The organism is Acuticoccus mangrovi, assembly GCF_016411865.1.
GTDB lineage: Bacteria > Pseudomonadota > Alphaproteobacteria > Rhizobiales > Amorphaceae > Acuticoccus > Acuticoccus mangrovi.
This window is the reverse complement of the sequence record NZ_JAEKJA010000001.1, coordinates 475,108-501,891: the sequence shown is the minus strand read 5'-3', so window position 1 is coordinate 501,891 and position 26,784 is coordinate 475,108. Positions and strand designations below refer to the sequence as shown.

Below are 26,784 nucleotides of genomic sequence, written 5' to 3'. Positions count from 1 at the left end.
CGCTCCGCCCCCCCGGCGGACTGCCGCGCCCGCTGGAGAAAAGGCCGGCTCAGAATGATCCTCATCGTCGGCGCCGGCATCGCGGGACTTGCCGCGGCGCTTGCGCTCGAAGGCTTCGCCGACGTGCGCGTGGTGGAGCGCCGCCGCGCCGCGGACGCCAACGCCGGGGCCGGCATCCAGCTCGCCCCCAACGCCGTCGCGGCGCTGCGGGCGGTCGGCGCGGCCGACCGCGTGATCGCCGCCGCCGCGCAGCCCGACGGGCTGGTGGTGCGCTCGTCGAACCGCCGCAATCCCGTCGGCCGGCTCGACTACGCCGTCGTCGCCGAGCGCTACGGCGCGCCCTCGCTCACCGCCTCGCGCGCGGCGCTCCACGGCGCCCTCCTCGAGGAGGTCGAGGCGCGCGGCACCATCGCCGTCGACTACGACGTCGCGGCGACCGACGCCTTCCACGACGGTGACGACTATTGGGTCCAGGGCGTCGAGGGGCTGCCCGAGCTGATCATCGCCGCCGACGGCGTCGGGTCGACTCTGAGGGCGAGCCTCGTGGGCGATGCGGAGCACGACGGCGGCTGGGTCGCCTGGCGCGGCCGCGGCGGCGCCGCGAGCGGCAACGTGACCGAGCTCATCATGAGCGCCGGCCACCATCTCGTCCGCTACGGGCTCGACGCGGCCGAGGACAATTGCGTGCTCGTCGCCCGCTACGACCGGAACCCGACCGGCCTCTCGGCCGGTGCCGACGACGTGACGGAGTGGACCTCGTGGCCGATCCGCACCCGGCCGGAGCACGTCTACCACCACGGCCGCGTCGCCTTCGTCGGCGATGCGGCGCACGCGATGGAGCCCTTCCTCGCCCAAGGTGCGGCGATGGCGCTCGAGGATGCGGCGACGCTCGGCGCCATGGTGCGCCGCCACGGGATCGGCGAGGCGGCGCTCGCGGCCTACGCGGCGGAGCGCGTCACCCGCACCGAGCGGCTCGCCCGGCAGACGCGCCAGCAAGGCTCGATCTATCACTTCCCGCTGCCGCTCGCGATCGCCCGCGACTTCGCCATGGAGCGGCTCGGCGCCGAGGGCATCCTGTCGCGCGTGGACTGGATCTATCGCTGGACGCCGCCGCAGGCCTGAGGTCAGGCGGCGTCGGCGGCGAGACGGGCCGCATCCTCGTGGATCCGCTTGACCATGGAGTTGAGGCCGTTGGAGCGCTGCGGCGTCAGATGCTCGGCGAGCTGCAGGCGGCGCAGGTAGGCGTCGACGTCGAGCCCCGCCACCTCCGCCGGCCTCCGCCCGGAGTAGAAGGCGATCAGGATGGCGACGAGCCCGCGCACGATCATCGCGTCGCTGTCGCCGATCAGCACCAGCCGCCCGTCCTTCTGCGACACGATGAGCCAGACCTGCGACACGCACCCCTCCACCCGCGTCGCCTTGGTCTTCAGCGGCTCGGGGAACTCGGGCAGCTCCTTGCCGAGTTCGATCACGTAGCGGTAGCGCTCTTCCCAGTCCTCGATCATGTCGAAGGCTTCGGCGATGTCGTCTGCGTCGGTCATGGCATCCCTCTTTCGCGACAGATAGGCCAAACCGCGCCGCCCTCCAATGCGTCGCTCCCTGTTGCGAACGATCAGGCCGTCGGGCGGTATCCGGGGGCGCCCCAGTGCACGGTCGCGGCACGCTCGGTGCCGGCGGTCTCGTCGGCGAGGCCGTAGTGGGCGGCGAGGCGGGCAAGGGCGAGGCGGAGCACCACCTTGCCGCTGCGCTGCGGCCACCCCATCCGCTTCTCCACGTCGCCGAGCCCCACCTCCTCGCAGCAGACCGCGAGAAGCACGCGGTCGAGATCGGGACCGACCGCCTTCAGCGCGGTTTCCAGCCGGCGCCGGGCATCTTCGGCCGCCTCTCCCGCGCTGAGCCCGTCGCGTCGCGGCTCGCCGCGCACGCCGCTCGCGTCCCATGACTGGGTGACGCGGGGCTGGTGATGGCCGCGCGCGTGGTCCTCGGCGAGACGGCGCCCCGCCTCCGCCTCGGCGGGGGTGATCATCGGGCGGCCGTTGCCGTCCCGCCGCGTCGCGAGCCACGCGAGCGGGCTCTCGCCGAGATTGACCGCAACGTCGCGGCGCGCGCCCTCGTGCTCCACCGAGCGCACCGCGGTGGCGCGATGCTGCGCCCCATAGGCGTCCTCACCTGCGGAGAGAGCGCGGCGCAGCATTCCCCGGCCGGCATCGCCGCGCCACACGGCATCGCGCCGGCGTTCGAGCAATCCTTCGCTGACGAGGCGCATCACCTCGGCGGCGGCGAGGCGCACGTCCTCGCCCGCGGGCGAGGCGAGGCGCAGGCTGCCGTCGCCCGCCAGCACCGCCTTGCGCTCGCCGATCAGACGGAGCGCGCGTAGGATCTCGGTCCTCATTCGGCACCGCTCAGCGAGACCTGCCGCACCGTCTCGACCGCGGTGTACCAGACGTGAAGGGCGTCCTCGACCGCCTGCACCATGCTGTCGATCTGCTGATCGTCCCGCCGATCCTCCACCACGCGGCAGGCGTGAGCCGCCGTCGTGCGGTCGCGATCGAAGACGGACCCAGCCTCGGTGAGCGACCAGCCGAGGGTGACGTGAGCGCAATACATCGCCACCTGGCGGGCGAAGGCGACGGGCGCGGTGCGGCGTGTCTTCGCCGCCAGCTCGTCCACCGGAAGGTTCATGGCCGCGGCGACGGTGACTTCGATCATTCGACGAACGGTGCGGCGGTCCACGGACTTGCGCGGGCAGCACATCGGCCTGGCCTCCAGGACCGCGAACTCTTCTGATTGCATCCCTCAGCCCTTCGCGTTGCGATTCCGAGGCGGGCGTTTTTGCCCTGCTCGTTATCTACAATTTAAAGTTGGATGCGGAAAGCGGGGATAACTTTAAGGACCCATCACATTAGAATTGACAATTTTGATGCGTTTGCCGTCGCTGTTTCTTAAAGCGTTGGGTAAATTTATCCCCGGTAGGATTGTCGGCCTTAGCCTCCTCCCCGCGGTCAACCGACCAGGAGGATGCCATGCCTATCGAGGCCGATCGAAATCACATATTACAACCTAAGATTTTTGAATCCGACTCGCACACGTCGAACGTGGATGCGACGCGTCGTCTCGCTCGGCTCAAGGCGGACCTGCGACGGGAACGAGCGCGTGGCACCGCCGGTCACTGGACCTACGACCTCACGCGTCATCTGGCCCTGGTGCGGAAGGTCCGGCAGGCCGAGCGTCTCGTCGGCGGAAGCCTCTCGCCCCAGACGCTTTCGACACAAGCGCTTTCGACACAGACGCCTTCGACACAGGCGCCGTCCCCGCGGCTGCCCTAGCCACGGACACCCCGCCAACAGTTTCGCGAAAGACATATTCGCCGGGAGGACCCGCGTCGGGGACGGCCTCGCCGTAGGAGGACGCGGCTGCATCACACTCCTGAACGGCCAAGGACCTGGACGGGGAAGCGTCGGTCACGCTCGCCGCCGTCTCTTTATCGTCGACATATCCCCGTCACCTGACGGTGCCGGGAACAGCGCCTCCCCGGACGCGAGGAGGCGGAGCTCGGGCCGATCAGGAACCCGAGCGTACCAGGATCAGCTCGCCGCCGTCGCCTTGCTGCCGCGGGTGGCGCGGGTCGGCTTCTTGCGCTGCTGGCCGAGGCCCATGCGCTTGGCGAGCTCGGAGCGGGCCGCCGCGTAGTTCGGCGCGACCATCGGATAGTCGTTGGGCAGGTTCCAGCGCTCGCGATATTCCTCGGGCGACAGGTTGTAATGTGTCCGAAGATGACGCTTCAGCGATTTGAATTTCTTTCCGTCCTCCAGGCACACTAAGTAGTCCGGCGTGATCGACTTTTTGATCGAAACGGCCGGCTTCAGCGGCTCGGGTTCGGGCTCGGGCTCGCCGCCGTTCGTCTTTTGTAACGCAGCGTAAACGTCCGAAATCAGATTTGGCAGGTCGTGCGACGCAACGGAATTATTGCTCACATAAGCGGAGACAATCTCCGCCGCCAAATCGATAAGATTCGAATCTTGGACTGGTTCTGACATTTGTCACTCGTTCTTGTATTCGGTGGCCGGGGCGAGGAATCTACGCGGCAAGACGGACACCCTATGCAGATGGGTTCACATCTATTGCAGCCTTCGGGGTGCTGCAAGATCAGGCCAACAGATTTTTCTCGACATGCCGGGTTAATTCACAGTCGTCCAAGGACTCCTGGACGGATGAACCGTGCCGGCACAATGTCCGTCACGAATGCTTAACAGTTAAGCCCCAGCAAAATCTCAATGCAGCGTTGCGCGACGCTGACCACCCCTATTGTGCGCCAATCAATCGGGCGTTCGTGTGGCAGTGGCCACCGGATGAGTCGCAAGGGCGTCATGCTGGGTCAGACTGCAGGGGCGATATCCCACAGTATAGGCGGCTCGCGCCAGGAGATGGGCCGATACCGGTGCGGTCAAGAGGAAGAACACCACGCCCGCCAACGCCCGCAACACCACGTCGCTCTCACGCGAATAGAGCGCCAAGGCGAGCACCAGCACGCACGAGCCGAGCGTGCCGGCCTTACTGGCCGCATGCATTCGCATATAAAGATCATTGAGACGCAACACGCCGATCGCCGCCACCAGCACGAAGAACGCCCCGCAGAGGCACAGAAGGCCGGTCAAGTAGAGTGCCCACTCAGGCATTGTCGCCCTCCCCTTCGAGCTCCAGCGAGCCCTCCTCGCCGAGCGACAGCTCGCCGCGCCGCAGCACGAAGCGGGCGAGCGCGACGGTGGACAGGAACCCCACCAGCCCCAGCGAAATCGCGATGTCGACGTAGATCGAAAAGCCGGTGTCGATGCCGAAGGCGGCGATGAAGCCGATCGCGACCGACACCAGGAGATCGAGCGCCAGGATCCGGTCCGGCAAGCTCGGCCCGCGCACGATGCGCACCACGATGAGCACGAACGACAGCGCCAGCACCATCAGCGTGACGGCGAGGCAGATGTCGAGAAACAACGTTCCGCTCATGGGTGGAACACCTTTCTGATGCGATCCTCGAAGCTCTTCTTGATGTCGGCGATCACCGCGTCGGGCTCCGGCGCATCGATCGCATGGACATAGAGCGTGGAGCGATCGTCCGACACGTCCATCGACAATGTCCCCGGGGTCAGCGTGATCAGATTGGCGAGCAACGTGATCTCGGCATCGGTCCGAACCTCGAGGGGATAGGCGATGATCGCCGGCGACAGCGTGCGATGCGGCGACAACACAAGCCGCGCCACGATGATCGAAGACTTGACCAGTTCGTAAACGAAGATGACCGCGAGCTTCACGATCGAGAACGTTCGGCGGAAGTGGCTGACGGACCCGGCCTGCTCGCGAATGAGGGCGAGAGCGATCCCGCCGAGCACGAAGCCGAAGGCCAGATTGACGAACGATACCGACCCGGTGAGAAACGCCCAGGCGATGGCGAGCATCACGTTGATGAAGATGAGCCCCATCGCCCTACTCCATGTCCTGCACGCGCTGGAGGTAGACGGTGGGGTCGAGGAGCCCTGCCGCCCCGCTCTGCGCCGGTGCGATCACGATCGTCGGCAACAGCCCCAGCGCCACCACCAGGATGGCGAGCGCCACGAGGGGCGCGGCCATCGCCCGCGGCGCGCCGACCGCCACGTGCCCGTTCTCGCTGCCGTCGCGCGGGCGCAGGAACACGAGCACCCAGGCCCGCCCGATGGCGATCGTGGTGAGGAGGCCCGAGAGGATCACCCCCACGGCCCCCGCGAGCGCCAGCGCCCCGCTGCCGGCGAGCGACGCCTGCACCAGCATCAGCTTCGGCCAGAAGCCCGAAAAGGGTGGCAACCCCGAGACCGCCAGGCCGAAGATCAGGAACAGCCCCGCGGCGAGCCCGTAGCGGGCATAGACGTTGCTGCCGATCGTGAGGTCGGCGTCGCCCGTCAACCGCTCCACCACGCCGATCACCAGGAAGAGCGCCGTCATCACCAGGATCGAGTGCACCGCGTAGACAATGGCGCCGGTGAGGCCCTCCGCGGTGTCGAGGCCGATGCCGATCATCATCACCCCGACGCCCGAGATCACCAGAAAGGCCGCAAGCCGCCGCAGATTGGTCTGGGCGAGCGCGCCGAGCGCGGCGAGCACCGCCGTCGCCACCCCGACCCAGCCGATGAGCGGCAGGAACATCGTGCCTTTGTCGCCGAACAGCATGATCATCACCCGCATCAGCGAGTAGATGCCCACCTTGGTGAGGAGACCGGCGAACAGCGCCCCCACCACGATACGCGGCGTGTGATAGGAGGCCGGGAGCCAGAAGTGGAGTGGAAAGGCCGCCGCCTTCATGGCGAAGGCGAGGACGAAGAGCGCCCCCACCGTCACCACCGGCGCCCCCTCCGTCTCGGCGAGCACGTGACGGATGTCGGCCATGTTGAGCGTGCCGGTGAAGCCGTAGAGCGCGCCGACGGCGATCAGGAAGATCGTGGTGGCGATGAGGTTGAGCACCCCATACTTCACCGCGCCGTCCATCTGGATGCGCTCGCCGCCGAACACGATCATCCCGAAGGACGACACCAGGAAGACTTCGAACCAGACGTAGAGGTTGAAGATGTCCCCGGTGGCGAAGGAGCCGCAGACGCCGGCAATCAGCAGGCAGTAGAAGGTGTAGAAGCCGAACGAGGCGCCCTCGTGGTCGACGTCGCATCGGGCATAACTCAGCCCAATGAAGCCGACGAGGCAGGTGACGAGGACGAGAAGCGCGCCGAGCACGTCGACCGCGATGATGATGCCGAACGGCGGCAGCCAGTTGCCGGCCGCAAGGAGCAGCGGCCCGTGCGACAGCACCACGATGTTGAGGAACACCGCCGACACCGTGGCGAGGAACATCGCCCCGAAGGCGATGTTCGCCTGCCAGGCGATCTTGTGGCGAAAGGCGAGCGTCAGCGCCGAGCCGATGATCGGCAGGACGATGGGCGCCACGGTGAGCCAGGCGGCGTACCGCGTCGGCTCGGTCAGCATGGCCGGCCCGTTCCCGTGGGGCACCGCGATCGCCGCGAAGGCCGCCGTCGGCAGCAACAGGGCGATGAACCCGAGGAGGGCTGGGAGGACTTGCTCTCGTCTCATCTGCATCGAACGTCTCAATAGCCGAGCGGGGGCACGCGCGGGGTGGGCTCGGCGAGCCGCATCGAATCGACCGAGTCGGTGTCGAGCGACTGATAGGCGCGGAAGGTGAGCACCAGGAGGAAGGCGAAGATCGAGAAGGAGATCACGATCGCGGTCAGGATAAGCGCCTGGGGCAGCGGGTTCGCCGTCGCCAGCATATCGGCATTGGACTGGCTGATCGCGCTCGCCACGGCGCCGGCGGCATCGCCCGCGGTGTGGGCGGCGTGGACCGCCGCATCGCCCGCCGCGGCGGCCTGATCGGCGATCGCATCGGGCGCCGGGCTCGTCGGCGTGACCGGCGGCTGGGGCGCATGGTCGCCCGCCGCCGACAGAACCGGCGGCACCGCCTCGGTCAGCCGGCCGGCCGTGAAGATCATCAGGTTCACCGCGTTGCCGAAGATCGACACGCCGAGCAGGATGCGCACCAGCTGCGGCGACAGCATCAGATAGATGCTCGCGGCGAAGAAAAGGCCGACGATGATCGAGAAGATCGTTTCCATCAGTCGGTCTCCTCCAGGGTGAGCGCGATCGACGATAGCGAGCCGACCACCACGAGATAGACCCCGATGTCGAAGGTCATCACCGTCGACAGCGGGATTTCGACGCCGCCGACCACCGGGATCCACCAGAGCCCGGTGAACAGCGGCTCACCGGCAAAGATCGCCGCGACGCCCGACAGCGCGCCGATCAGAAGGCCGAAGCCCGCCAGCGAGTTGGGGTGGATGTACATCGCCCGCCGCACGGTCTCGACGCCATAGGCGATGCCGTAGATCGCGATGGCTGAGGCCGCGATGAGCCCGCCGATGAAGCCGCCCCCCGGCTCGTTGTGGCCGCGCAGCAGCACGAACACCGAGAACAGGATCATCAGCGCCGACAGATACGGTGCGACGGTGCGGAAAATCAGCGTGCTCATGCCCGCCCCTCCCCTTTGGTGCCGGTTGGATCCGGCGCGGCGATGCGGCGCGTCACCGCCGGCACCATGCGGATGAGCACCAGGATAGCAAGACCCGCGGCCATCACCACGGCGCTTTCGCCGAGCGTGTCGAGGGCGCGGAAGTCGACCAGAATCACGTTCACCACGTTGCGGCCGTGGGCAATGTCATAGGCATGGTCGAGGAAGAATTCGGACAGGCGCGGGTCGAACGGCTGCTGCACCACGTTGAGAAGGAGAAGGGTGAAGCCGAGACCGCAGGCGATCGCCACCACGCCGTCCCGCGTCGCCACCGGTCCCGCCCGATGGTCGCTCGCCTTGAGATCGAGGCGGGTCATCACGAGGGCGAGGATCACCACCGACAGCGTCTCCACCATGAACTGGGTGAAGGAGAGGTCGGGCGCGCCGTAGAGCATGAAGATCAGCGCCACCATGGTGCCCTGGACGCCGAGCGAGACGATGGCGATCAGCCGCGTCTTGGCGCGGATCACGATCCAGAGACCGCCCACCGCCACCGCCAGGATGACGAAGTAGAAGGCCTCCGGCGTCGAGCCGACATAGCGCAGATCCGGCAGCCCGTCGGCGCCGAGGGGCAGGAGCAGCGCCAGCGCGATCGCGAGGAAGGTCGCCGTGACGTAGGACTGCATCGACCCCGGCTGGACCACCTTGGTGACCGCCACCGAGCCGCGCACGATGCCGGCGATCACCTGGTCGAAGCCCTTGTCGGGTCCCCAGCCGATGGCCGTCAACAGCCCCGCCACCGCCCGCCGCAGGACCGACAGGAGGATGAAGAGGACGAGGCCGACGCCGATCGTCACCAGCGTGAGGATCACGGGCGGGTAGAGCCCCGTCGGGATGAGGTGCGGGTGAAGCTCCACCGCGGCGCCGGCGACGGCGCCTGTCATCGGCGCGACGAGGAGGTGGGTGAAGTCGTCGAGGAGCAGCGCCCCGCCAAGGGCAACGCCGCCGAGCACGATCGGCCCGAGCCACAGCGCCGGCGGCGCCTCGTGCGGCTTCTTCGGCAAGGCGCCCGGCCGACGCAGGAAGGGCAGCATCACCGCGCCGGCGATGGCGAACATCAGCGCGTTGCCGATCACCGCGACGATGGTCGCCACCGACACGCCGCCCACCTCCCAGAGGCCGTCATAGAGCACTTCCTTGGCGACGAAGCCGACGAGCGGCGGCAGGCCCGCCATCGACAGGCAGCCGAGGAGCGCGGCGAGGAAGGTGATGGGCATCTTGGTGATGAGCCCACCGAGGACGGTGATGTCGCGCGTGCCCGTCTCGTGATCGATGGCGCCCGATACCATGAAGAGGCCGCCTTTGAAGAGGGCGTGGGCGAGCAGATAGAACACGGCGCCCGCGAGCGCATATTCGGTGCCGATCCCCGTCAGCATCACCAGGAGGCCCAGCGAGGCGACCGTCGTATAGGCGAGGATCTGCTTCAGATCGGTCTGGCGGATGCCGAGGATCACGCCGGTGAGGAAGGTGGCCCCGCCGAAGAGCGGCAGCACGGTGCCCCAGAGGGCGGTGTCGCCGAGCACCGGGGCGAAGCGCATCAAGACGAACACGCCCGCCTTCACCATGGTGGCGGAGTGGAGATAGGCCGACACCGGCGTCGGCGCCTCCATGGCGTTCGGAAGCCACGAATGGAACGGCACCTGCGCCGACTTGGTGAACGCGCCGAGGCAGACGAGCACGAAGATCGCCGTGTAGGCGGGCGCCTCGCGCAGCACGTCGGGCGTCGCGAGGAGCGCCGAGACGCTCGCCTCGCCGCTCGCAAGGCGCATCAGCACCAGCCCGGCGAAGAGGGCGAGCCCGCCGGACCCCGTCACGATCAGCGCCTGCAGCGCCGCCCGCCGCGCCGCCGACCGCTCGTGATCGAAGCCGATCAGCAGGAAGGAGGTGATCGAGGTCAGCTCGTAGAAGATGAAGAGCGAGATCAGGTCGTCGGCGACGACGAGGCCGAGCATCGACCCCATGAAGAGGAAGAGAAAGGACAGGAAGCGGCCGTGATGGCCATGGCCGGAGAGGTAGCCTCCGGCGTAAACGACGATGAAGGTGCCGATCCCGGTGACGAGCAGCGCGAAGGTGAGCGACAAGCCGTCGATGAAGTGCGAATAGCGGACGCCGAGGGACGGCGCCCACTCCACCCCGTAGGCGAAGGTGACGCCGTTGGCGACGGCCGGCAGCAGCGAAGCGAAGGCGACGAAGAGAATGGCGGGCACGAGCGCGAGGACCCATCCCGCCCGGCCACCGATTCGGCCGACGAGCCACGGGGCGATCAGCGCGGCGGCGAAGGGCGCCAGCGCCAGCCACAACATGAAGTCGGGAGAGAAAGCCAAGTCGTCGCTCCGTGTCAGGCGCCGGGCGGCACCGCAGATGGCGGGCAGGACGCCGCACGCGTCGCCAACCCACTACAAGATCGCTTCAATTGGCGCATATGCAGGATGAGAAAGAGGAAGCACAAGTATGGCAACGCAAGACGCCCCCGAAAAAATCCAGAAGTCGGACCAAGAATGGCGCGAACAGTTGACACCTGAACAATATCGGGTGGCGCGCAAGCACGGTACCGAGCGCGCCTTCACCAGCCCACTGAACAAAGAGTCGCGCCACGGGACTTTCGCCTGCGTCTGTTGTGGGCAACCTCTGTTTAGGAGTGAGGCAAAGTTCGATTCCGGCACCGGTTGGCCGAGCTTTTACCAGCCGATCGAAGACGAAGCTGTCACGGACCATGTTGATCGTTCTCTCTTCATGCGGCGTGTCGAGACCCGCTGCGCCCGCTGCGACGCCCATCTCGGCCACGTCTTTCCCGACGGACCGGCGCCGACGGGCTTGCGCTATTGTATGAACGGTGTCGCCCTTCAATTCCGACCGGACGATCAATGACCCTCACCCCCTCCGCGACGCCACCCTCGGCCGAGCGCCGCCCGTACGAGATCACCCGCCACGGCGTGACGCTCAGCGACCCCTACGCCTGGCTGAGGGCCGAGAACTGGCGCGAGGTGATGGCCGATCCGAGCGTCCTCGCGCCCGACATCGCCGCCTATCTCCACGCCGAGAACGACTACGCCGACGCCGCCCTCGCCCCGTTGAAGCCGCTCCGGGAAGAGCTCGTGAAGGAGCTGAGGGGGCGCATCGCCGAGGACGACTGGTCGGTGCCGACGCCCGACGGCTATCACGCCTACGGCTCGCGCTACACCGAGGGCGCCGAGCATCCGCTCATCGTGCGCATGAGCCGCGCCGCGGGCAAGGCCGTGACGCCGGACGCCCCGCCGCGGGACGACGAGGTGCTCCTCGACGCCAACCAGGAGGCGGAAGGCTCGGCCTATTTCCGCCTCGCCGCGGCGAGCCACTCGCCCGACCACGCCCAGCTCGCCTGGGCTGCGGACCGTACGGGCGGCGAGCTCTTCACCCTCTCGCTGCGCGATCTCGCGAGCGGCCACGACACCGTGCTCGCCGAGCGCGTGACGCCCGGCACCGCGTTCGCCGCCGATTCGCAGACCCTCCTCGCCGTCGAGCTCGACGATAATCACCGCCCCTGCCGCGTCCTCGCCCTGTCGTCCGGCGCCGCCCCCCAGACCCTCTACGAGGAGGCCGACCCCGGCTTCTTCGTCGCCGTGTCGCGCACCCTGTCGGGGCGCTTCCTCGTCATCGACAGCCACGACCACCAGACCTCTGAGGTGCGCCTCATCGATGCCTGGGCGCCGCTGTCGCCGCCGGTGGTGGTCGCCGAGCGCATCGAGGCGGAGGAGTACGACGTCGCCCATCACGACGACGCCCTCTTCATCCGCACCAACCGCGAGGCGCGCGACTTCCGCATCGTGCGCGCCCCCGTCGCGGCGCCGGGCCGGGAGAACTGGGAGGACATCGTTCCCCATCGTCCGGGGATCCTCATCGTCGCGATGGCGGTGTTCCAGGACTTTCTCGTCTGGCTGGAGCGGGAGAATGCGTTGCCGCGCATCATCATCCGCCGCCTAGCAGACGGCGACGAGCACCAGATCGCCTTCGACGAGGAAGCCTATTCGCTCGGCCTCAGCGAGGGGCTCGAGTTCCAGACCGACACGCTGCGCTTCACCTACTCGTCGATGACGACGCCCACCGAGGTGTGGGACTACGACATGGCGACGCGCGAGCGGCGCCTGCGCAAGCGCCAGCGCATCCCCTCCGGCCACGATCCCGCGGGCTACGTCACGCGCCGCCTGATGGCGCCGACGGCCGACGGGGAAAGCGTGCCGGTGTCGCTCTTCCACCGCGCCGACACCCCCATCGACGGCACCGCCCCCTGCCTCCTCTACGGCTACGGCTCCTACGGCATCACCATCCCCGCCTCGTTCAGCGCCAATGCGCTGAGCCTCGTCGATCGGGGCTTCGTCTACGCCATCGCCCATGTGCGCGGCGGCATGGACAAGGGGTTCGACTGGTATGATCAAGGCCGCCGCGAGCACAAGGAGAACACCTTCTCCGACTTTGTCGCCGCGGCCGACCACCTGATCGCCGAGGGCTACACCGCGAAAGGGCGTATCGCCGCCCAAGGCGGCTCGGCCGGCGGCATGCTGATGGGGGTGATCGCCAACCGGGCACCCGACCGGTTCGGCGCCATCGTCGCCGAGGTTCCCTTCGTCGACGTCTTGACGACGATGCTCGACGATACCCTCCCCCTCACCCCGCCCGAGTGGCCCGAGTGGGGCGACCCGATCCGCGACGAGGCGGCCTTCCGCCGCATCCTCTCCTATTCGCCCGTCGACAACGTCGCGCCTCAGGCCTATCCGGCGATGCTGGTGCTCGCCGGCGTCTCCGACCCCCGGGTGACCTACTGGGAGCCGGCGAAGTGGGTGGCGCGGCTGCGCGAAGCGGCGACCAACGATCCGCTCATCCTGTTGAAGACCAACATGGACGCCGGCCACGGTGGCGCCTCCGGCCGCTTCAAGCGCCTCGAGGAGGTGGCGATGGTGCAGGCCTTCGTGCTCGCGACCGTCGGCCGCACCGTCACCACGCCCGCCGCCGTCTGAGCCATGATCGAACACCGAGGGGCATCGATCCCCAAGGAGAGGAGAACCCGATGAGCATCGCCCGCTCCACCGCCCTCTGCGCCGCCCTTTGCCTGGGCGCGTCGATGGGCGCGGCGACCGGTCCGGCCGCCGCGCAGGGCATCGAGACGCAATTTCTGATCAGCCACATCGACTCCATCACGCCCAAGTGCCGCGACCATCCCGACGCGCCGGTGGTGGGGCGCGTCTCCGGCATCGTCTCGGGCACGCCGAGCCGCGGCGTCTCCTTCGTCGGCTGCTTTGCGAGCATGGAGGCCTGCGAAGCCTGGCGGATGCCGGTGTCGGGCCGCATCAGCGGCCGCATCATCCAGAACCGCTGCAGCTACCGCCACTAGGCTGACGCCCGCCCTGTCGGAAACAGCAGGGCGGGACGAGCCCGCTCACCGCGGCGCATGAGCGATCGGAGGGCCTGCGCCGAAGCTTTCCGGCAGAGGCCCTGACCCTCAGATCAAAAAGCCGTCGTCGCCGGCGGCGACCGCGAACGCCGTGCCGCCCGCGTCCATCACCGAGGGATCCACCCCCATCGGCTCCTCCGGCAGGGCACCGCCGTATCCCTCGTCGAGGCCCGGGTTGACGGGCATGGTGAGGCCGTAGGTGGGGTCCACCGGCTCCACCATCGGCCGGTCGGCCTCCTCCTGCGCGGGGCAGATCGTGCCGCCGCCGAAGAGCGGCGGATCGAGGGCGAGGACGAAGCCGCCGTCGGCGTCGGCGGGGCAGCCGTCGTCGCCGCCCTCCGCCGGCTCGCCCGGCGCCGGAGCGGGCTCACCGTCGCCGCAGCCACCCTCGGTGCCGGGCTCGCCGGTCATCGCGGCGTCGTCGGTGCCCTCGCCACCGGGCTCGTCGCCGGACGTATCCTCGCCGCCGGCCCCCTCGTCCGTCCCGTCGGCACCGTCCGTCCCGTCGGTATCGCCATCATCGTCGCCGTCACCGGAGGAGGTGCCGTCCTCGCCCGTGCCGCCGTCGGTGGACCCGTCGCCGTCTTCGCCGCCGTTCTTCTCGTGCTCGTCCAGGATCTCCAGGATCTCGTCGATGGTGACGCTCGGCTCCTCGCCGTCGGACCCGCCCTCGGCGTCGTCGTCTGCCGGCTTCACCTCGTTGCCCCAGAGATCGGTATAGGTGCCGGGCTCGACGGTATCGACCTCCTGATCGCCTCCCGACACCGGCCACAGCGTATTGGGGATCGCATCGGTGACCTCGCTCGCCGCCGATTCGCCTTCGCTCCAGTCGGTTCGGCTGCTGGTCACCTCCTCCTTCACCGCGGCCCATTCCTTTTCGAAGGGCTCGTCGCTCTCGAAGTAGGCCCACGGGTCGTCGGCGGCCGCGTCGTCGCCGCCCGCCCCGCCCCCGGTCGACTGCATCAGCCCGTCCTCACCGAGCCCGTCGAGGTCGCCACCGCCGAGCGCCGCGCCGCCCACGTCGGGACCGAACGCCTCGATCGCCGCGCGCCCCTCCGCCGTGCCGAGATCGAGCCCCGCTCCCTCGAGCGCCTTGGCGAGATCCTCGGCAAACCCTCCGGGGTCGGCGCCGTACGCCTCGAGTGCCGCTTCCGGGTCGATCCCCATGATCTTCTGCAGCGCATCGGAGCCGAGGATCACATGGGCGTCGTCCTCGCCCTTTTCCGCCGTCACCACGATCACGATGAAGGCCGGGCTCTCGCTCTTCTCCTCGAGGGACAGGGTCTTGAGTTCAAAGGTGGTCATCGGGCGGCCTCGTTGCTTTCGGTTCTGTTCGACGGCCGCGACCTCGTTGCGCGGCTCATCCGAACGAACGGGCGCCCAAGCCCATTATTCCCACCCACCGATGGCCTCGCCGCCGGGCCGCATCCCGACGACGACGATCGGCACATCTATTGGATATATCCAACAACCTCAGGCAAAACCTCGGAATAATCGGCTCGAAGGGGCGTTCTCCCCGACGAGAGGGCCGGTTTCGTGACCGCGATCACAGGTGCGTCGGTTGTCCGTGGCTCGCCGCTTCCGATCGGCTCTCGACCACACATATCCGCATCGTTCGCCAGCAACGGCGGGCGTTCAACACAACAGGGATCAAGAGCCATGAAGACCATCGTTCGCACAGCCCTCGCCGCCGCGGCACTCTCCACCGCGTTCGCCGGCGCGGCGACCACCGCATCCGCCCAGGGCATCAACACCCAATTTCTGATTGCCGATATCAAATCGGCGACGCCGAGCTGCCACGACTTCCCCGAGTACGGCGTGGTCGGACGGGTGTCCGGCATCGTCTCGGGCACGCCGAGCCGCGGCGTCTCGTTCGTCGGCTGTTTCCCGAGCTTCGGCTCGTGCGAGGCCTGGAAGGGCCCGGTGTCGGGCAAGATCTCGGGCCGCCTCACCCTGTCCACCTGCGACTATCGCTGAGGGGGCGGCCGGAGGGCGCCGGCGGGACGCATGGGCCCCGCCGGCGTCACGTCGTGGCCGAGCGTCTCGATCCAGACGGACCGAACCGCTCGGCGGACGGTTTTATAGATCGACCTGACGAGCCATTTCAGTCACGCAACCGGCTTCCGCCGACATGAAAGGCGGGACCCGAATGTCGCGGTCGATCCACTAGAGCCGGTTCAATGAACGCGCGTTCACCAAACCGGCTCTAGCGTCCTTGTCTGCGCGCGTTCCGAGCGGAAAACCGGCTCCACTATTTCGGAACGCGCCCTAGGCCTTCGACAGCAGCTCGGCGGCGTATTCCCAGTTCACCAGGTTGTCGAACCAGGCCTCGAGATACTTCGGACGGGCGTTGCGGTAGTCGATGTAGTAGGAGTGCTCCCACACGTCGACGCCGAGGATCGGGGTCGCACCGTGCACCAGCGGGTTCTCGCCGTTCGGCGTCTTCATGATCTCGAGCTTGCCGTCGCGCACCGCGATCCAGGCCCAGCCCGAGCCGAACTGACCGGCGCCGGCGGCGAGGAAGTCTTCACGCGCCTTGTCGTAGCCGCCGAGATCGGAGGTGATCTTGGCGTCGAGCTCGCCCGGCAGGGTGCCCTTGCCGCCCTTCGGCGTCATCCACTTCCAGAAATGAATGTGGTTGTAGTGCTGGCCGGCGTTGTTGAAGAGGCCCTGGTTGGTGCCGAAGCTCTTCTTGACGATCTCCTCCAGCGACTCGTTCTCGAGGCCCGACCCGTCGAGCAGCTTGGAGCCGTTCGTCACGTAGGCCTGGTGGTGCTTGTCGTGGTGGTACTCCAGCGTCTCGGCCGACATGTAGGGCCCGAGGGCGTCGTAGGCATACGGAAGGTCGGGGAGTTGGAACGACATTCAGTCCTCCATGGTGCGCCCCGTGGGCGCGGTTTCGTTCAGTTGCGAAATTAGGCGGAAACTCAGCGGCTTCAACGTCGCGTGACCCCCGCCCTCGCCCGGGACCGGCACCGAAGCGCCGTCAGGCATGCGCGTATTCCCAGTAGAGATCACGCGCGGTCTTGAACACCGGGCCGGGCTGCAGCTCACGGTCTTCAATCTTCGTAATGGGCAACACCTTCCCATAGTTTCCGCTGGAGAAGATTTCATCGGCGTCCTTGAAGTCGGCCACCGTCAGCGTGGTCGCCTCCACCCGGTAGCCCGCGGCGCTCAAGAGAGCCATGATGCGGGTGCGGGTGATGCCGGCGAGGAAGGTGCGGTTCTCGGCCGGCGTCACCACCACCCCGTCCTTCACCATGAACACGTTGGAACTCGTCAGCTCGGCGACGTTGCCGAGCATGTCGAGCACCAGCGCGTTGTCGTAGCCGCGCGCCTTGGCATCGAGATAGGCGCGGGCGTTGTTGGGATAGAGGCAGCCGGCCTTGGCGTTGGTGGGCATCGTCTCGATGGTCGGCCGGCGGAAGGGCGACACGCACACCGAGGCCCCCTTGCTGGGCTGCGGCATCGGCGCCTCGTAAAGGCACATCAGGAAACGCGTGGAGGCCGCGAGCGGCTCCACCGACCCCGGACCGCCCTGCTCGGCCCAGTACATCGGCCGAATGTAGAGCGGGGTGCTCGAGGGAAAGCGCGCGACGCCGTCGGCGGCGATCTCGGTCATCTCGCCCACCGACTTCAGCGCCTGGAGCCCCATCACCTCCGCCGAGCGGTTGACCCGCTCGAGGTGAAGGTCGAGGTCAGGCGTCACCCCCTCGAAGGCGCGCGCGCCGTCGAATACCGAGGAGCCGAGCCAGAAGGCATGGGTGCGCGGGCCGATGATGGGCTGGTTTCCGGAGATCCACTCACCATCAACGAACGTCCACGTCTCGTTTGCCATGTCATCCTGTCCTTGCATGTCCCATCGTCAGACGCGCTCGCCTCCCGGGCGGCGCGGACGCGACGAACGGTCGGATCGGTGGTTCGGGGGCCGCGATGGCGCGGCGCGAGGCATTCCCTTCACCCTGGAGCGCCTCCATGGTGTAGGACGGTCTGATCGGAGGGGTAAAGACCATGCATGCCGTCTATTGCTTCGACGCCTACGGAACGCTGTTCGACGTGCACGCCGCCGTGCGCCGTCACGCCGCCGCTGTCGGGCCCGATGCGGACCGTCTCTCGGCGCTGTGGCGCACCAAGCAGCTCGAATATTCGTGGACCCGCGCCCTCGCCGGCCACTACCGCGACTTCTGGGCGCTGACGGAGGACGCGCTCGACTACGCCTTCGCCAAGGTGCCGAGCGCCGACACCGGCCTGCGCGGCGCGCTCCTCGACGCCTACCGCACCCTCGACGCCTATCCGGAGGTCATCGACGTCCTCACCACGCTGAAGCAGGCCGGCGCCGAAACCGCCATCCTGTCCAACGGCTCGCAGGCGATGCTCGATGCGGCCGTCGCCGCCGCCCGCATCGGCGCGCTCCTCGATGCCGTGCTGTCCGTTGATAGCCTTGCCACCTATAAGCCGCTGCCGGCGGTCTACGAGCTCGTGACCACCCGCTTCCGGGTGTATCCGAACAAGGTGTCGTTCCAGTCGTCGAACCGGTGGGACGTCGCCGGGGCCACCGCCGCGGGCTTCCGTGCCGTGTGGATCAACCGCACGCGCGAGCCCGACGAATATGCCGACCTCGCGCCGATGGCGACGCTCCCCTCCCTCAACGGGTTGGAGAGCGTCTGAGGGCTCAGGCCGCGGCGGAGGGACCGCTGTCGGCCACCTTCTTCGCGGCGAGCGCCAGCACGATCAGCGCGACGCCGTGGACAATGATCTCGAGCGCCACGAACAGGCCGATCACCCAGCCCCACTCGCGGAACCAGGCGGTGGCGGTCTCCGCCGTCGCGAGGGTGTCGGCCGAGGGCAGGTTGACGATCGAGTAGATCAGCGCGCCGAGGAAGATCGAGATGGCGCCCGTGATGCCCACGACGATGGCGGCGCCCCCCTGCATCTGGAAGGCCATGATGATGCGCAGGATGCCGTTCACCACGAACATCGCGCCGATGAAGAGGGTCAGCCACCAGGCCGACTGCACCGGCAGGACGACGAGAACGATGCCGGCCGCGAGATAGAGGATGCCGAGGAGCAGGTGCCAGATGAACGACTTCCAGCCCGCGTGCTTGAAGGCGTCGATGATCTGGGCGATGCCGCCGATGATGGCGAGAACGCCGAACCACAGCACCGAGATGATCGTGAGGCCGTAGGTCATGCCGAGACCGATGACGCCGAGCACGGCCATCAGGATGCCGAGCGCCAGCATCCATTTCCAGCTCATCGTCAAGCCGGCATAGATGGAGGGGGGCGTGTTGGGGTCCGCGTCCGTGCTCATGGTCCTCTCCCGAGTTTGAACGAATGCCATTGCGGCCTTTTTCCGAGCCTAGTCAATGACGAAGCGAGTATCCACACGCGCATGGCCGGCGTGTGACGGCGGGGCGCTGCGTGTCCCGCGCCCCGCCGTCGTCACCCCGCTCAGAGGGCCGCGAGCACCCTCGCCCAGGAGCGGATCCCCTTGTGGAAGCACTTGAGGTCGTACTTCTCGTTGGGCGAGTGGACGTTGTCGTCCTCGAGGGCGAAGCCGATCATCAGCGTGTCCATACCGAGCTTGTGCTTGAAGGAGTGGACGATCGGGATCGATCCGCCCATTCCCACCATCGCCGTCTCGGTGCCCCACTCGTCCTTGAGCGCCTGCTCGCCCTTCTTCAGCATCGGCCAGTCCTCGGCGACGCGGAAGGCGGGGCTGCCGCCGTGCTCGGCGAAGCTCACCTCGCAGTCCGCCGGCACGCGCTCGCGCACGAAGGCGCGGAACGCCTCGCGCAGCTTCGCCGGCGACTGCTCGCCGACGAGGCGGAACGACACCTTGGCGCTCGCCTCGCCCGGGATCACCGTCTTGAAGCCCTTGCCGGTGTAGCCGCCGATCATGCCGTTGACCTCGAGTGTGGGGCGCGACCAGAGTTGCTCCAGCACCGTGCGGTCCTTCTCCCCTGCCGCCTCCTTGAGACCGATGGGGCCGAGGAATTCCTCCGCCGTGAGCCCGAGGCGCTCCCAGTTGGCCTTGGTCTCGGCCGCGGGCTCCACCACCCCCTCGTAAAAGCCCGGCACGGTCACGCGGCCGTCCTCGTCGTGGAGAGCGGCGAGGATCTTGGCGAGGATGTGGTTGGGGTTGCGGGCCGGCCCGCCGAACTGGCCGGAGTGCAGGTCGCGGTTCGCGGCGCGAATGGTGATCTCCTCGCCGACGAGGCCGCGCAGCGACATCGCGATCGCCGGCGTGTCGGCGTCCCACATCCCGGTGTCGCAGACGAAGGCGGCGTCGGCCTTCAGCTCGTCGCCCGCGGCGGCGAGGAAGCCCGGCAGGCTCGGCGAGCCCGATTCCTCCTCCCCTTCGATGAGGATCGTGATCGGCGCCGGCAGCGCCCCTTCGACCGCCAGAATAGCCCTGACGGCCTCGACGAAGCCCATGAACTGACCCTTGTCGTCGCAGGCGCCGCGCGCGACGATCATCTTGGAGCCGTCCTCGCGCGTCACGAGATGGGGCTTGAACGGCTCCTCCGTCCACAGCTCCAACGGATCCACCGGCTGCACGTCGTAGTGGCCGTAGAAGAGGATGTGCGGCTTGTCGTCGCCGGCGACCGGCGCCCCGTCCGATTTCGCGAGAACCATGGGCTTGCCTTCGGTGTCGCGCACCTCGGCGCTGAAGCCCATGGCCGCGAAATCGTCGGCGAGCCACTGGGCCGCGCGGCGGCATTCTCCGTCGTAGGCGGGATCGGTGGAAATCGAGGGGATGGACAGCAGCGCGAAAAGGCGCTCCAGGCTGGTCTCGAGATCGTCGTCGATACGCTTCAGGACAGCGTCGATATCCATGGCTCTTCCTTCGTGTTGCCTTACGGCTTCGATCGACCATACTCGCTTCGGGGGGAAGGACCATGGCACTGACTGGCGAAGCCGCACTCTGGGACGCGTGGCGCCCGTTGGCGGAAAAGGCGCTGAAGGGCGCCCCGTTCGACACGCTGCGCACGAGGATTGCGGACGGCCCCACGCTGGAGCCGATCTACCCTCCGCGCAACCCGGTCTATAGCGGCCGTCCCGAGGCCGGCCCCTGGCAGGTGGTACAGCGGGTCGACGGCGGCGCCGGGCCCGCCCGCCAGGCGCGCGAGGATCTCGAGAACGGCGCCACCGGCCTCGCCCTCGTCTTCGCCGGGGCGCCCGGGGCCGACGGCCGGGGCCTCCTCGCCGACACGGTGGACGGGCTCGACGAGGCGCTTGCCGGCATCCTGCTCGACCATTGTTCGGTGCGCCTGGAGGCCGGCGCGCGGGGTCTGCCGGCGCTCGCCCTCCTCCTCGCGCTCGCCCGGAGCCGCGGCACACCGCCGATGGTGCTGTCGGGCGGCGTCGATCCGTTCGGCAGCCTCGCAGCGGCGGGCGAAGGGCCGGCCCCCGAGACCCTCGCTCCACTCCTTGCCGGAATGCTGCGCACCGCCGACGAGGCAGGCCTCGCCGGAACGCTCCTCACCGCCGACGCGCGCCCCCTCGCCGAAGCCGGCGCGACACCCGCGCACGAGGTGGCCTTCGCCCTCGCCGCCACCGCCGCCCTCGCCCGCGCCCTCGACGGCGAGGGGATCGCCCCCGACGTCTCGCTGCCGGCGATCGAGATCGCCCTCTGCGCCGACGTCGACGAGTTCGCCACCATTGCCAAGATGCGCGCCGCCCGCCGCCTGCACGGGCTTCTCGCCGCCGCCTGCGGGGTCGACCGCCCCCTCACCCTCCACGCCACCACCACGGCGCGGATGCTCTCCTTCTCCGACCCGCAGACGAACCTTCTGCGCCTCACCATCGCCGCCTTCGCCGCCGGCGTCGGCGGGGCCGACAGCGTGACGGTGCGCGCCTTCGACGCCGCCGCCAGCCCCTTCGCCCGCCGGATGGCCCGCAACGTCCAGACGCTTCTGTTGGAGGAATCGCACGTCGACATGTTGTGCGATCCGGCCGCCGGCGCCGGCGCCATCGAGGCCTATACCGACGCGATCGCCGAGGAGGCCTGGCGTCTCTTCCAGGCCTACGAGCGGGAGGGGCTGACGGCGGCGATCGCGTCCGGCACCGTCGCCGACGCCGTCACCGCGGCGGCCGAGGCGAGCGAGGCGGCCCTTGCCGACGGTGAGAAAGTCATGATCGGCGTGACCCGCCATCCGCCGCCGGCGCCGACGCCCGTTCCGCAGATCGCGCCCGTCGAGGCGCCGACCCGGCACGTGCGGCCCGTCGAGGGCGACGGCTTCGCCGCCCTCCTCGCCGCCGCCGGCGCCGGGGCGAGCCTTGCCGACCTCGCTGCCGCGCTGCCGGCGTCGACGATCACCGCTCCACCGCTTCCCCCGGCCCGCGCCGCGCGCCCATTCGAGGGCTGACCCATGATCCCCGACTTCACCAAGATCGACTATGCCGCCCGCCCGCTGAAACGCCCCGTCGGCGCGCCCTGGACGACGCCCGAGGGGATCAGCGTCGATCCCGTGACCGACCCCGGCCGCGTCGCCGGCCTCCCCATCGAAACGGTGCCCGGCAAGCCGCCTTATATCCGCGGCCCCTACCCCACGATGTACGTCCAGAAGCCGTGGACGATCCGCCAATATGCGGGCTTCTCGACGGCCGAGGAATCGAACGCCTTCTACCGGCGCAACCTCGCGGCGGGACAGAAGGGCCTTTCCGTCGCCTTCGACCTCGCCACCCACCGGGGCTACGATTCGGACCATCCGCGCGTCTCCGGCGACGTCGGCATGGCGGGCGTCGCGATCGATTCCATCCTCGACATGCGCACCCTCTTCGACGGTATCCCCCTCGGCGAGATGACGGTGTCGATGACGATGAACGGGGCCGTGCTGCCCGTCCTCGCCCTCTACATCGTGGCGGCGGAGGAGCAGGGCGTCGCCCAGGCCGACCTCAAGGGCACCATTCAGAACGACATTCTGAAGGAGTTCATGGTCCGCAACACCTTCATCTACCCGCCGCGGCCCTCGATGCGCATCGTGTCGGACATCTTCCGCTACACCGCGCAGCACATGCCGAAGTACAACTCCATCTCGATCTCCGGCTATCACATGCAGGAGGCCGGGGCGACGGCGGACCTCGAACTCGCCTACACCATCGCCGACGGTCTCGAATATGTTCGCGCCGGCATCAAGGCGGGGATGACGGTGGACGAATTCGCCCCGCGCCTGTCCTTCTTCTGGGCGATCGGCATGCACTTCTTCATGGAAGTCGCCAAGATGCGGGCCGGCCGCTACCTCTGGGCGAAGCTCATCGAGAAGGAGTTCCGCCCCAACAACCCCCGCTCGCTGTCGCTCAGGACCCATTGCCAGACCTCCGGTTGGTCGCTGACGGCCCAGGACGTCTACAACAACGTCGCCCGCACCATGATCGAGGCGATGGGGGCGACCCAGGGCGGCACCCAGTCGCTCCACACCAACGCCCTCGACGAGGCGCTGGCGCTGCCCACCGACTTCTCCGCCCGCATCGCCCGCAACACCCAGCTGGTGCTCGCCGAGGAGTCCGGCACCACGCGCTTCGTCGACCCGTGGGGCGGATCGCCGGCGATCGAGGCGCTGACCCACGACCTCGCCGCCCGCGCCCTCACCCACATCGAGGAGGTGGAGGCGATGGGTGGCATGGCGAAGGCGATCGAGGCGGGCACGCCCAAGCTGCGCATCGAGGAGGCGGCCGCCAAGGCGCAGGCACGCATCGATTCGGGCGAGCAGACGGTGGTGGGCGTCAACAAGTACAAGACCGCCGACGAGGAGGCGATCGAGGTCCTCAAGGTCGACAACGCCGACGTGCGCCGCCGCCAGATCGAGAAGCTGGAGCGGCTGCGGGCCGAGCGCGACGAGAGGGCAACGAAGGCCGCCCTCTCGGCGCTCGAGAACGGCGCCAAAGGCGATGCCAACCTCCTCGCCCTGTGCATCGAGGCGGCCCGCGCCAAGGCGACCGTCGGCGAGATGAGCGACGCCATGGAGCGCGCCTTCGGCCGCCACACCGCCGACATCAAGGCGATCACCGGCGTCTACAAACGGGAGTCCGGCAAGATGGGTGAGCGTATCGATGCCGTCCGCCGCGAGGCCGACGCCTTCGCCGAGCACGACGGGCGCCGCCCGCGCATCCTCGTCGCCAAGATGGGCCAAGACGGGCACGACCGGGGCCAGAAGGTGATCGCCTCCGCCTTCGCCGATCTCGGCTTCGACGTCGATATCGGCCCCCTCTTCGCCACGCCCGAAGAGTGCGCGCGTCAGGCCGTCGACAACGACGTGCACATCGTCGGCGTCTCCTCTCTCGCAGGGTCCCACCTCGCGCTCCTGCCGGCGCTGCGCGACGCGCTCGCCAAGGAGGGTCGCTCCGACATTCTCATCGCCATCGGCGGCGTGATCCCGCCCGGTGACGTGGCCGAGCTGCGCGAGATGGGGGCGGCGGCGATCTTCCCGCCCGGCACCGTGATCGCCGATGCGGCGGAGACGCTGCTCGATACACTCAACGCCCAGCTCGGATACGCGCCGCGTGCCGCAGCCGAGTGAGCTGAGCGACGACGAGAAGGCGTTGATCGCCGCGGCGCGCGCCGCCGCCGACAACGCCTACGCCCCCTACTCGAACTTTCACGTGGGCGCCGCCGTGCGGGCCGAGGACGGCCGCATCTTCACCGCCGCCAACGTCGAGAACGCCTCCTACGGCCTCAGCCTGTGCGCCGAGGCCAACGCCATCGCCGCCGCCGCGGTTGCGGGCGTGCGCACCCTCACCCACGTCGCGGTGGTGGGCTACCCGGCGGCAGCGCCCGACGGTCCGACGCTCGCCACCCCCTGTGGCCGCTGCCGCCAGATGATCGCCGAGTTCGCCGGCGGCGACGCCATCGTCCTCGTCCAGTCGCGCGACGGGACGCAGACGCTGCGCGCCCCCTTCCGCGAGATCCTGCCGCACGCCTTCGGCCCCGACCGCCTCGCCGGAGGCTGATCGATTAACCATAAAGAAACGGAACGAGCCGAGAACGCGCGTTCCGGTGCTCCACCCGGTTGCGTCCTCCCGCATTTGTGATGCAGGGTCCAGCGCAGCCGGATCCGAGGCATTTTCCGACAATCGCGACAATTGTCGGTGGGTGATTTCCTCGGAATTGAGGCTATCGTCGGGCGCCGCCTGACAGAAATGCGGCTATTTGATAGTGCGCATGCATGCTTCGAGTCCTGCTCATCCCCCTCCTTCTGTTGAGCGTTGCCGGCTGTGTGGCAACGCCTGCCGAGCCGTTGACGGAGTCCCAAGTGTCTCCGAGCACCTGGCTCGTGATCACCGACGACGGCGCCGGCGAGATTCGCTCCGGCACCCCCTACACCGAGGCCGCCCTCGCCAAGGTCGCCCCCGGTGCGGAGATCCGCCCGATCCAGACCGCCAAGGAAGACAACACTGTGTGGACCCAGGCCGCCTTCATCGGCGACGTCCAGGCGGTGCAGTTCTTCAAGGGACCGGGCAACACCGTGGGCGAGATCCACGGCGTCGTGCAGCATCTCGCCGGGCCCAACGGCGAGCGCATCGGCATGACGATGGCGCAAGCCGGCGTCAGCCGTCGCGACTGCCGCAACGGCCACGCCCTGTGGCGCGGCATGGCGGTGTGCAAGGCGCGGGGGGCGAGCCACGTCACCCTCGTCTTCTCGATCCCCCAATATGACGGCCCGTTCGACCAGCTCGCCTCCGCGGAGGATCTGAAGCGCGCCGAGCTGCAGCGGATCGTGTGGCACGCGAGCTGACCGATCTTGCCCGTCGCGTGGCGGCGGGCGAGCGGGCGGCCCTCGCCCGCGCCATCACGCTCGTCGAATCGCGCCGCCCGGAGCGGCGGCGCGAGGGCAGCGACCTCGTCCAAGCCCTGATCGAGCGCACCGGCAAGGCGATCCGTGTCGGCATCACCGGCGTGCCCGGCGTCGGCAAGTCCACCCTCATCGACGCGCTCGGCATGCGCCTCATCGAAGAGGGGCACCGCGTCGCCGTCCTCGCGATCGATCCCTCCTCCACCCGCACCGGCGGTGCGATCCTCGGCGACAAGACGCGCATGACGCACCTTGCCACCGCAGACGCGGCCTTTATCCGCCCCTCCCCCTCGGCCGGCTCCCTCGGCGGCGTCGCCGCGCGCACGCGCGAAGCGATGCTCCTGACGGAGGCCGCCGGCTTCGACGTGGTGATCGTGGAGACGGTGGGCGTCGGCCAGTCCGAGACCGCCGTCGCCGAGATGGTCGACACGTTCGTGGCGCTGATGCTTCCAGGCGCCGGCGACGAGCTCCAGGGCATCAAGAAGGGTCTCTTGGAGCGGGCCGACATCATCGCCGTCAACAAGGCCGACGGGGCGAACGTCCACGCCGCCCGCCGGGCCGCCGCCGAGCTTCTCAGCGCGGTGAAGATCCTCGCCTCGGAGACGACGCCGACGATCCTCACCCTCTCGGCGGCGACGGGCGACCGGCTCGACGCCTTGTGGACGGCGATCCTCGCCCACCGCGACGGCCTCGCCGCCGACGGGCGGCTCGATGCGCGGCGTCGCGAGCAGGGGGTGACCTGGATGCGCGACATGGTGCGCGACGGGCTCGAGGACTACCTCGCCGCCCATGCCGGCGCCGCCCGCGCCGAGGCGGAGACCGCCGTGCGCGAGGGCCGGCTCGCCCCGAGCCTTGCCGCACGCTCCATCCTGGATCTTCTGCCGTGAGCCGGGCGTTCGGCCATCCGCGCCTGCTCGTGACGGGCTTCGGCCCCTTCCCGGGCGTGCCGGAGAACCCCACCGAGGTATTGGTCCGCGCCATCGCCGAGAGCCCGCCGCCCGGCGTCACCGCCGCATGCCTCGACACCCACTGGAACGTCGGCCGCGAGCTCACCCGCCTCGCGCAGGGTATGGACGGCGTCCTGATGTTCGGCGTCGCCGCCCGGGCGCACCGGATCCGCTACGAGCGCTTCGCCCACCCCGTCGCGGGCGCCATGGAAGACGCCTCCGGCGAGACCCCGACGGCCGCCCCCCTCCGCTTCCGCCACACGGGCTTCGACGTCCCGCGCCTGGTGCAGGCGGCGCGGCGGCGGGGTTTTCCGGTGACCGCTAGCGACAGCGCCGGCGCCTATATCTGCAATGCGGGCTATGGTGCCGCCCTCGCCGTCAGCCGGGCGGCCCTCTTCGTGCACGTGCCCCTCGCCCGGCCTCGCGGTCCGCTCTCCGCGGCCGGCCTACGGCTCCACGCCGACTGGCTGATCGACCACCTGCGCGCGGTGATCGACCGCCGGCGCCCGGGGCTGCGTTAAC

Annotated in this window: 28 protein-coding genes; 12 read left to right on the top strand and 16 right to left on the bottom strand. The window is 68.8% G+C overall.

The window, feature by feature from the left end; translation table 11 throughout:
- Nucleotides 1-54: 54 nt before the first annotated feature.
- On the top strand, nucleotides 55-1,122 hold the full coding sequence (locus JCR33_RS02270) for an FAD-dependent monooxygenase (protein WP_198880372.1): 1,068 nt from the start codon (nucleotides 55-57) through the stop codon (nucleotides 1,120-1,122).
- 2 nt (nucleotides 1,123-1,124) lie between these two features.
- Here the strand turns inward: JCR33_RS02270 and JCR33_RS02265 are convergent, their stop codons facing one another.
- The 11 genes from JCR33_RS02265 to JCR33_RS02215 all read right to left on the bottom strand — a co-directional run bounded on the left by JCR33_RS02265 (nucleotide 1,125) and on the right by JCR33_RS02215 (nucleotide 10,398).
- Entirely contained in the window at nucleotides 1,125-1,541 is a 417-nt protein-coding gene (locus tag JCR33_RS02265) for a SufE family protein (protein ID WP_198880371.1), read from the bottom strand.
- A 71-nt stretch (nucleotides 1,542-1,612) separates the two neighbouring features.
- Nucleotides 1,613-2,392 (bottom strand): DUF6456 domain-containing protein, encoded by a 780-nt coding sequence (locus JCR33_RS02260; RefSeq protein ID WP_198880370.1) that lies wholly within the window; start codon nucleotides 2,390-2,392, stop codon nucleotides 1,613-1,615.
- Nucleotides 2,389-2,709 carry a helix-turn-helix domain-containing protein gene (locus JCR33_RS02255; RefSeq protein WP_198880369.1) on the bottom strand — a complete coding sequence of 107 codons (321 nt, stop codon included), beginning with the start codon at nucleotides 2,707-2,709 and terminating at the stop codon, nucleotides 2,389-2,391. Before JCR33_RS02255 ends, JCR33_RS02260 begins: the two co-directional genes overlap by 4 nt.
- Nucleotides 2,710-3,584: 875 nt before the next feature.
- The gene (locus tag JCR33_RS02250) at nucleotides 3,585-4,037 is read right to left on the bottom strand and encodes a MucR family transcriptional regulator (RefSeq protein WP_198880368.1); all 453 of its coding nucleotides are present in this window, start codon (nucleotides 4,035-4,037) and stop codon (nucleotides 3,585-3,587) included.
- Between the two features lie 279 nt (nucleotides 4,038-4,316).
- A complete protein-coding gene (mnhG, locus tag JCR33_RS02245; protein WP_198880367.1) occupies nucleotides 4,317-4,676 on the bottom strand; it encodes a monovalent cation/H(+) antiporter subunit G in 360 nt (119 codons plus the stop codon).
- A complete protein-coding gene (locus tag JCR33_RS02240) occupies nucleotides 4,669-5,001 on the bottom strand; it encodes a cation:proton antiporter (protein ID WP_198880366.1) in 333 nt (110 codons plus the stop codon). The genes mnhG and JCR33_RS02240 overlap by 8 nt, the downstream gene beginning before the upstream one ends.
- Nucleotides 4,998-5,474: a Na+/H+ antiporter subunit E gene (locus tag JCR33_RS02235; protein ID WP_198880365.1), complete on the bottom strand. Its 477-nt coding sequence runs from the start codon at nucleotides 5,472-5,474 to the stop codon at nucleotides 4,998-5,000. The genes JCR33_RS02240 and JCR33_RS02235 overlap by 4 nt, the downstream gene beginning before the upstream one ends.
- Before the next feature lie 4 nt (nucleotides 5,475-5,478).
- Nucleotides 5,479-7,110, bottom strand: a complete 1,632-nt coding sequence (locus tag JCR33_RS02230) for a proton-conducting transporter transmembrane domain-containing protein (protein ID WP_198880364.1) — start codon at nucleotides 7,108-7,110, stop codon at nucleotides 5,479-5,481.
- Nucleotides 7,111-7,118: 8 nt separating this feature from the next.
- Nucleotides 7,119-7,643 (bottom strand): Na+/H+ antiporter subunit C, encoded by a 525-nt coding sequence (locus JCR33_RS02225; RefSeq protein WP_198880363.1) that lies wholly within the window; start codon nucleotides 7,641-7,643, stop codon nucleotides 7,119-7,121.
- Entirely contained in the window at nucleotides 7,643-8,056 is a 414-nt protein-coding gene (locus JCR33_RS02220; protein WP_198880362.1) for a Na+/H+ antiporter subunit B, read from the bottom strand. Before JCR33_RS02220 ends, JCR33_RS02225 begins: the two co-directional genes overlap by 1 nt.
- Complete coding sequence (locus tag JCR33_RS02215) at nucleotides 8,053-10,398, bottom strand: putative monovalent cation/H+ antiporter subunit A (RefSeq protein WP_198880556.1); 2,346 nt, start codon at nucleotides 10,396-10,398, stop codon at nucleotides 8,053-8,055. Before JCR33_RS02215 ends, JCR33_RS02220 begins: the two co-directional genes overlap by 4 nt.
- 148 nt (nucleotides 10,399-10,546) lie before the next feature.
- Here JCR33_RS02215 and msrB point away from each other — a divergent pair, with 148 nt between their 5' ends.
- Genes msrB through JCR33_RS02200 form a run of 3 tightly spaced genes read left to right on the top strand, consistent with a single transcriptional unit; the run spans nucleotide 10,547 to nucleotide 13,460 of the window.
- Complete coding sequence (gene msrB, locus JCR33_RS02210) at nucleotides 10,547-10,963, top strand: peptide-methionine (R)-S-oxide reductase MsrB (protein WP_198880361.1); 417 nt, start codon at nucleotides 10,547-10,549, stop codon at nucleotides 10,961-10,963.
- Entirely contained in the window at nucleotides 10,960-13,086 is a 2,127-nt protein-coding gene (locus JCR33_RS02205) for a S9 family peptidase (RefSeq protein WP_198880360.1), read from the top strand. The genes msrB and JCR33_RS02205 overlap by 4 nt, the downstream gene beginning before the upstream one ends.
- A 50-nt stretch (nucleotides 13,087-13,136) precedes the next feature.
- Nucleotides 13,137-13,460: a hypothetical protein gene (locus JCR33_RS02200; protein WP_198880359.1), complete on the top strand. Its 324-nt coding sequence runs from the start codon at nucleotides 13,137-13,139 to the stop codon at nucleotides 13,458-13,460.
- Between the two features lie 108 nt (nucleotides 13,461-13,568).
- Here the strand turns inward: JCR33_RS02200 and JCR33_RS02195 are convergent, their stop codons facing one another.
- Nucleotides 13,569-14,825, bottom strand: coding sequence for a hypothetical protein (locus tag JCR33_RS02195; protein WP_198880358.1), 1,257 nt, complete (start codon nucleotides 14,823-14,825; stop codon nucleotides 13,569-13,571).
- 354 nt (nucleotides 14,826-15,179) lie between these two features.
- Here JCR33_RS02195 and JCR33_RS02190 point away from each other — a divergent pair, with 354 nt between their 5' ends.
- Nucleotides 15,180-15,497: a hypothetical protein gene (locus JCR33_RS02190; RefSeq protein ID WP_198880357.1), complete on the top strand. Its 318-nt coding sequence runs from the start codon at nucleotides 15,180-15,182 to the stop codon at nucleotides 15,495-15,497.
- A gap of 291 nt (nucleotides 15,498-15,788) precedes the next feature.
- Here the strand turns inward: JCR33_RS02190 and JCR33_RS02185 are convergent, their stop codons facing one another.
- Complete coding sequence (locus JCR33_RS02185; protein WP_198880356.1) at nucleotides 15,789-16,385, bottom strand: superoxide dismutase; 597 nt, start codon at nucleotides 16,383-16,385, stop codon at nucleotides 15,789-15,791.
- 121 nt (nucleotides 16,386-16,506) lie between these two features.
- Nucleotides 16,507-17,358, bottom strand: a complete 852-nt coding sequence (locus JCR33_RS02180) for a branched-chain amino acid aminotransferase (protein ID WP_198880355.1) — start codon at nucleotides 17,356-17,358, stop codon at nucleotides 16,507-16,509.
- Between the two features lie 173 nt (nucleotides 17,359-17,531).
- On the opposite strand from JCR33_RS02180, the gene JCR33_RS02175 reads away from it, so the two are divergent.
- Nucleotides 17,532-18,188 (top strand): haloacid dehalogenase type II, encoded by a 657-nt coding sequence (locus JCR33_RS02175; RefSeq protein WP_198880354.1) that lies wholly within the window; start codon nucleotides 17,532-17,534, stop codon nucleotides 18,186-18,188.
- A 4-nt stretch (nucleotides 18,189-18,192) separates the two neighbouring features.
- Here the strand turns inward: JCR33_RS02175 and JCR33_RS02170 are convergent, their stop codons facing one another.
- Nucleotides 18,193-18,831: an HdeD family acid-resistance protein gene (locus tag JCR33_RS02170; protein WP_198880353.1), complete on the bottom strand. Its 639-nt coding sequence runs from the start codon at nucleotides 18,829-18,831 to the stop codon at nucleotides 18,193-18,195.
- Between the two features lie 140 nt (nucleotides 18,832-18,971).
- Nucleotides 18,972-20,360 (bottom strand): dipeptidase, encoded by a 1,389-nt coding sequence (locus tag JCR33_RS02165; RefSeq protein ID WP_198880352.1) that lies wholly within the window; start codon nucleotides 20,358-20,360, stop codon nucleotides 18,972-18,974.
- Between the two features lie 62 nt (nucleotides 20,361-20,422).
- On the opposite strand from JCR33_RS02165, the gene JCR33_RS02160 reads away from it, so the two are divergent.
- The 6 genes from JCR33_RS02160 to JCR33_RS02135 all read left to right on the top strand — a co-directional run bounded on the left by JCR33_RS02160 (nucleotide 20,423) and on the right by JCR33_RS02135 (nucleotide 26,783).
- Nucleotides 20,423-21,892 (top strand): methylmalonyl-CoA mutase family protein, encoded by a 1,470-nt coding sequence (locus JCR33_RS02160; RefSeq protein WP_198880351.1) that lies wholly within the window; start codon nucleotides 20,423-20,425, stop codon nucleotides 21,890-21,892.
- Nucleotides 21,893-21,895: 3 nt separating this feature from the next.
- Entirely contained in the window at nucleotides 21,896-24,043 is a 2,148-nt protein-coding gene (gene scpA, locus JCR33_RS02155) for a methylmalonyl-CoA mutase (RefSeq protein WP_198880350.1), read from the top strand.
- Complete coding sequence (locus JCR33_RS02150; protein ID WP_332461096.1) at nucleotides 24,027-24,473, top strand: cytidine deaminase; 447 nt, start codon at nucleotides 24,027-24,029, stop codon at nucleotides 24,471-24,473. The genes scpA and JCR33_RS02150 overlap by 17 nt, the downstream gene beginning before the upstream one ends.
- A gap of 302 nt (nucleotides 24,474-24,775) precedes the next feature.
- Nucleotides 24,776-25,258 (top strand): DUF1131 family protein, encoded by a 483-nt coding sequence (locus JCR33_RS02145; RefSeq protein ID WP_198880348.1) that lies wholly within the window; start codon nucleotides 24,776-24,778, stop codon nucleotides 25,256-25,258.
- Nucleotides 25,243-26,202, top strand: a complete 960-nt coding sequence (gene meaB / locus JCR33_RS02140) for a methylmalonyl Co-A mutase-associated GTPase MeaB (RefSeq protein ID WP_332461095.1) — start codon at nucleotides 25,243-25,245, stop codon at nucleotides 26,200-26,202. Before JCR33_RS02145 ends, meaB begins: the two co-directional genes overlap by 16 nt.
- Complete coding sequence (locus JCR33_RS02135) at nucleotides 26,199-26,783, top strand: pyroglutamyl-peptidase I family protein (protein WP_198880347.1); 585 nt, start codon at nucleotides 26,199-26,201, stop codon at nucleotides 26,781-26,783. Before meaB ends, JCR33_RS02135 begins: the two co-directional genes overlap by 4 nt.
- The last annotated feature ends 1 nt before the right edge of the window (nucleotide 26,784 follow it).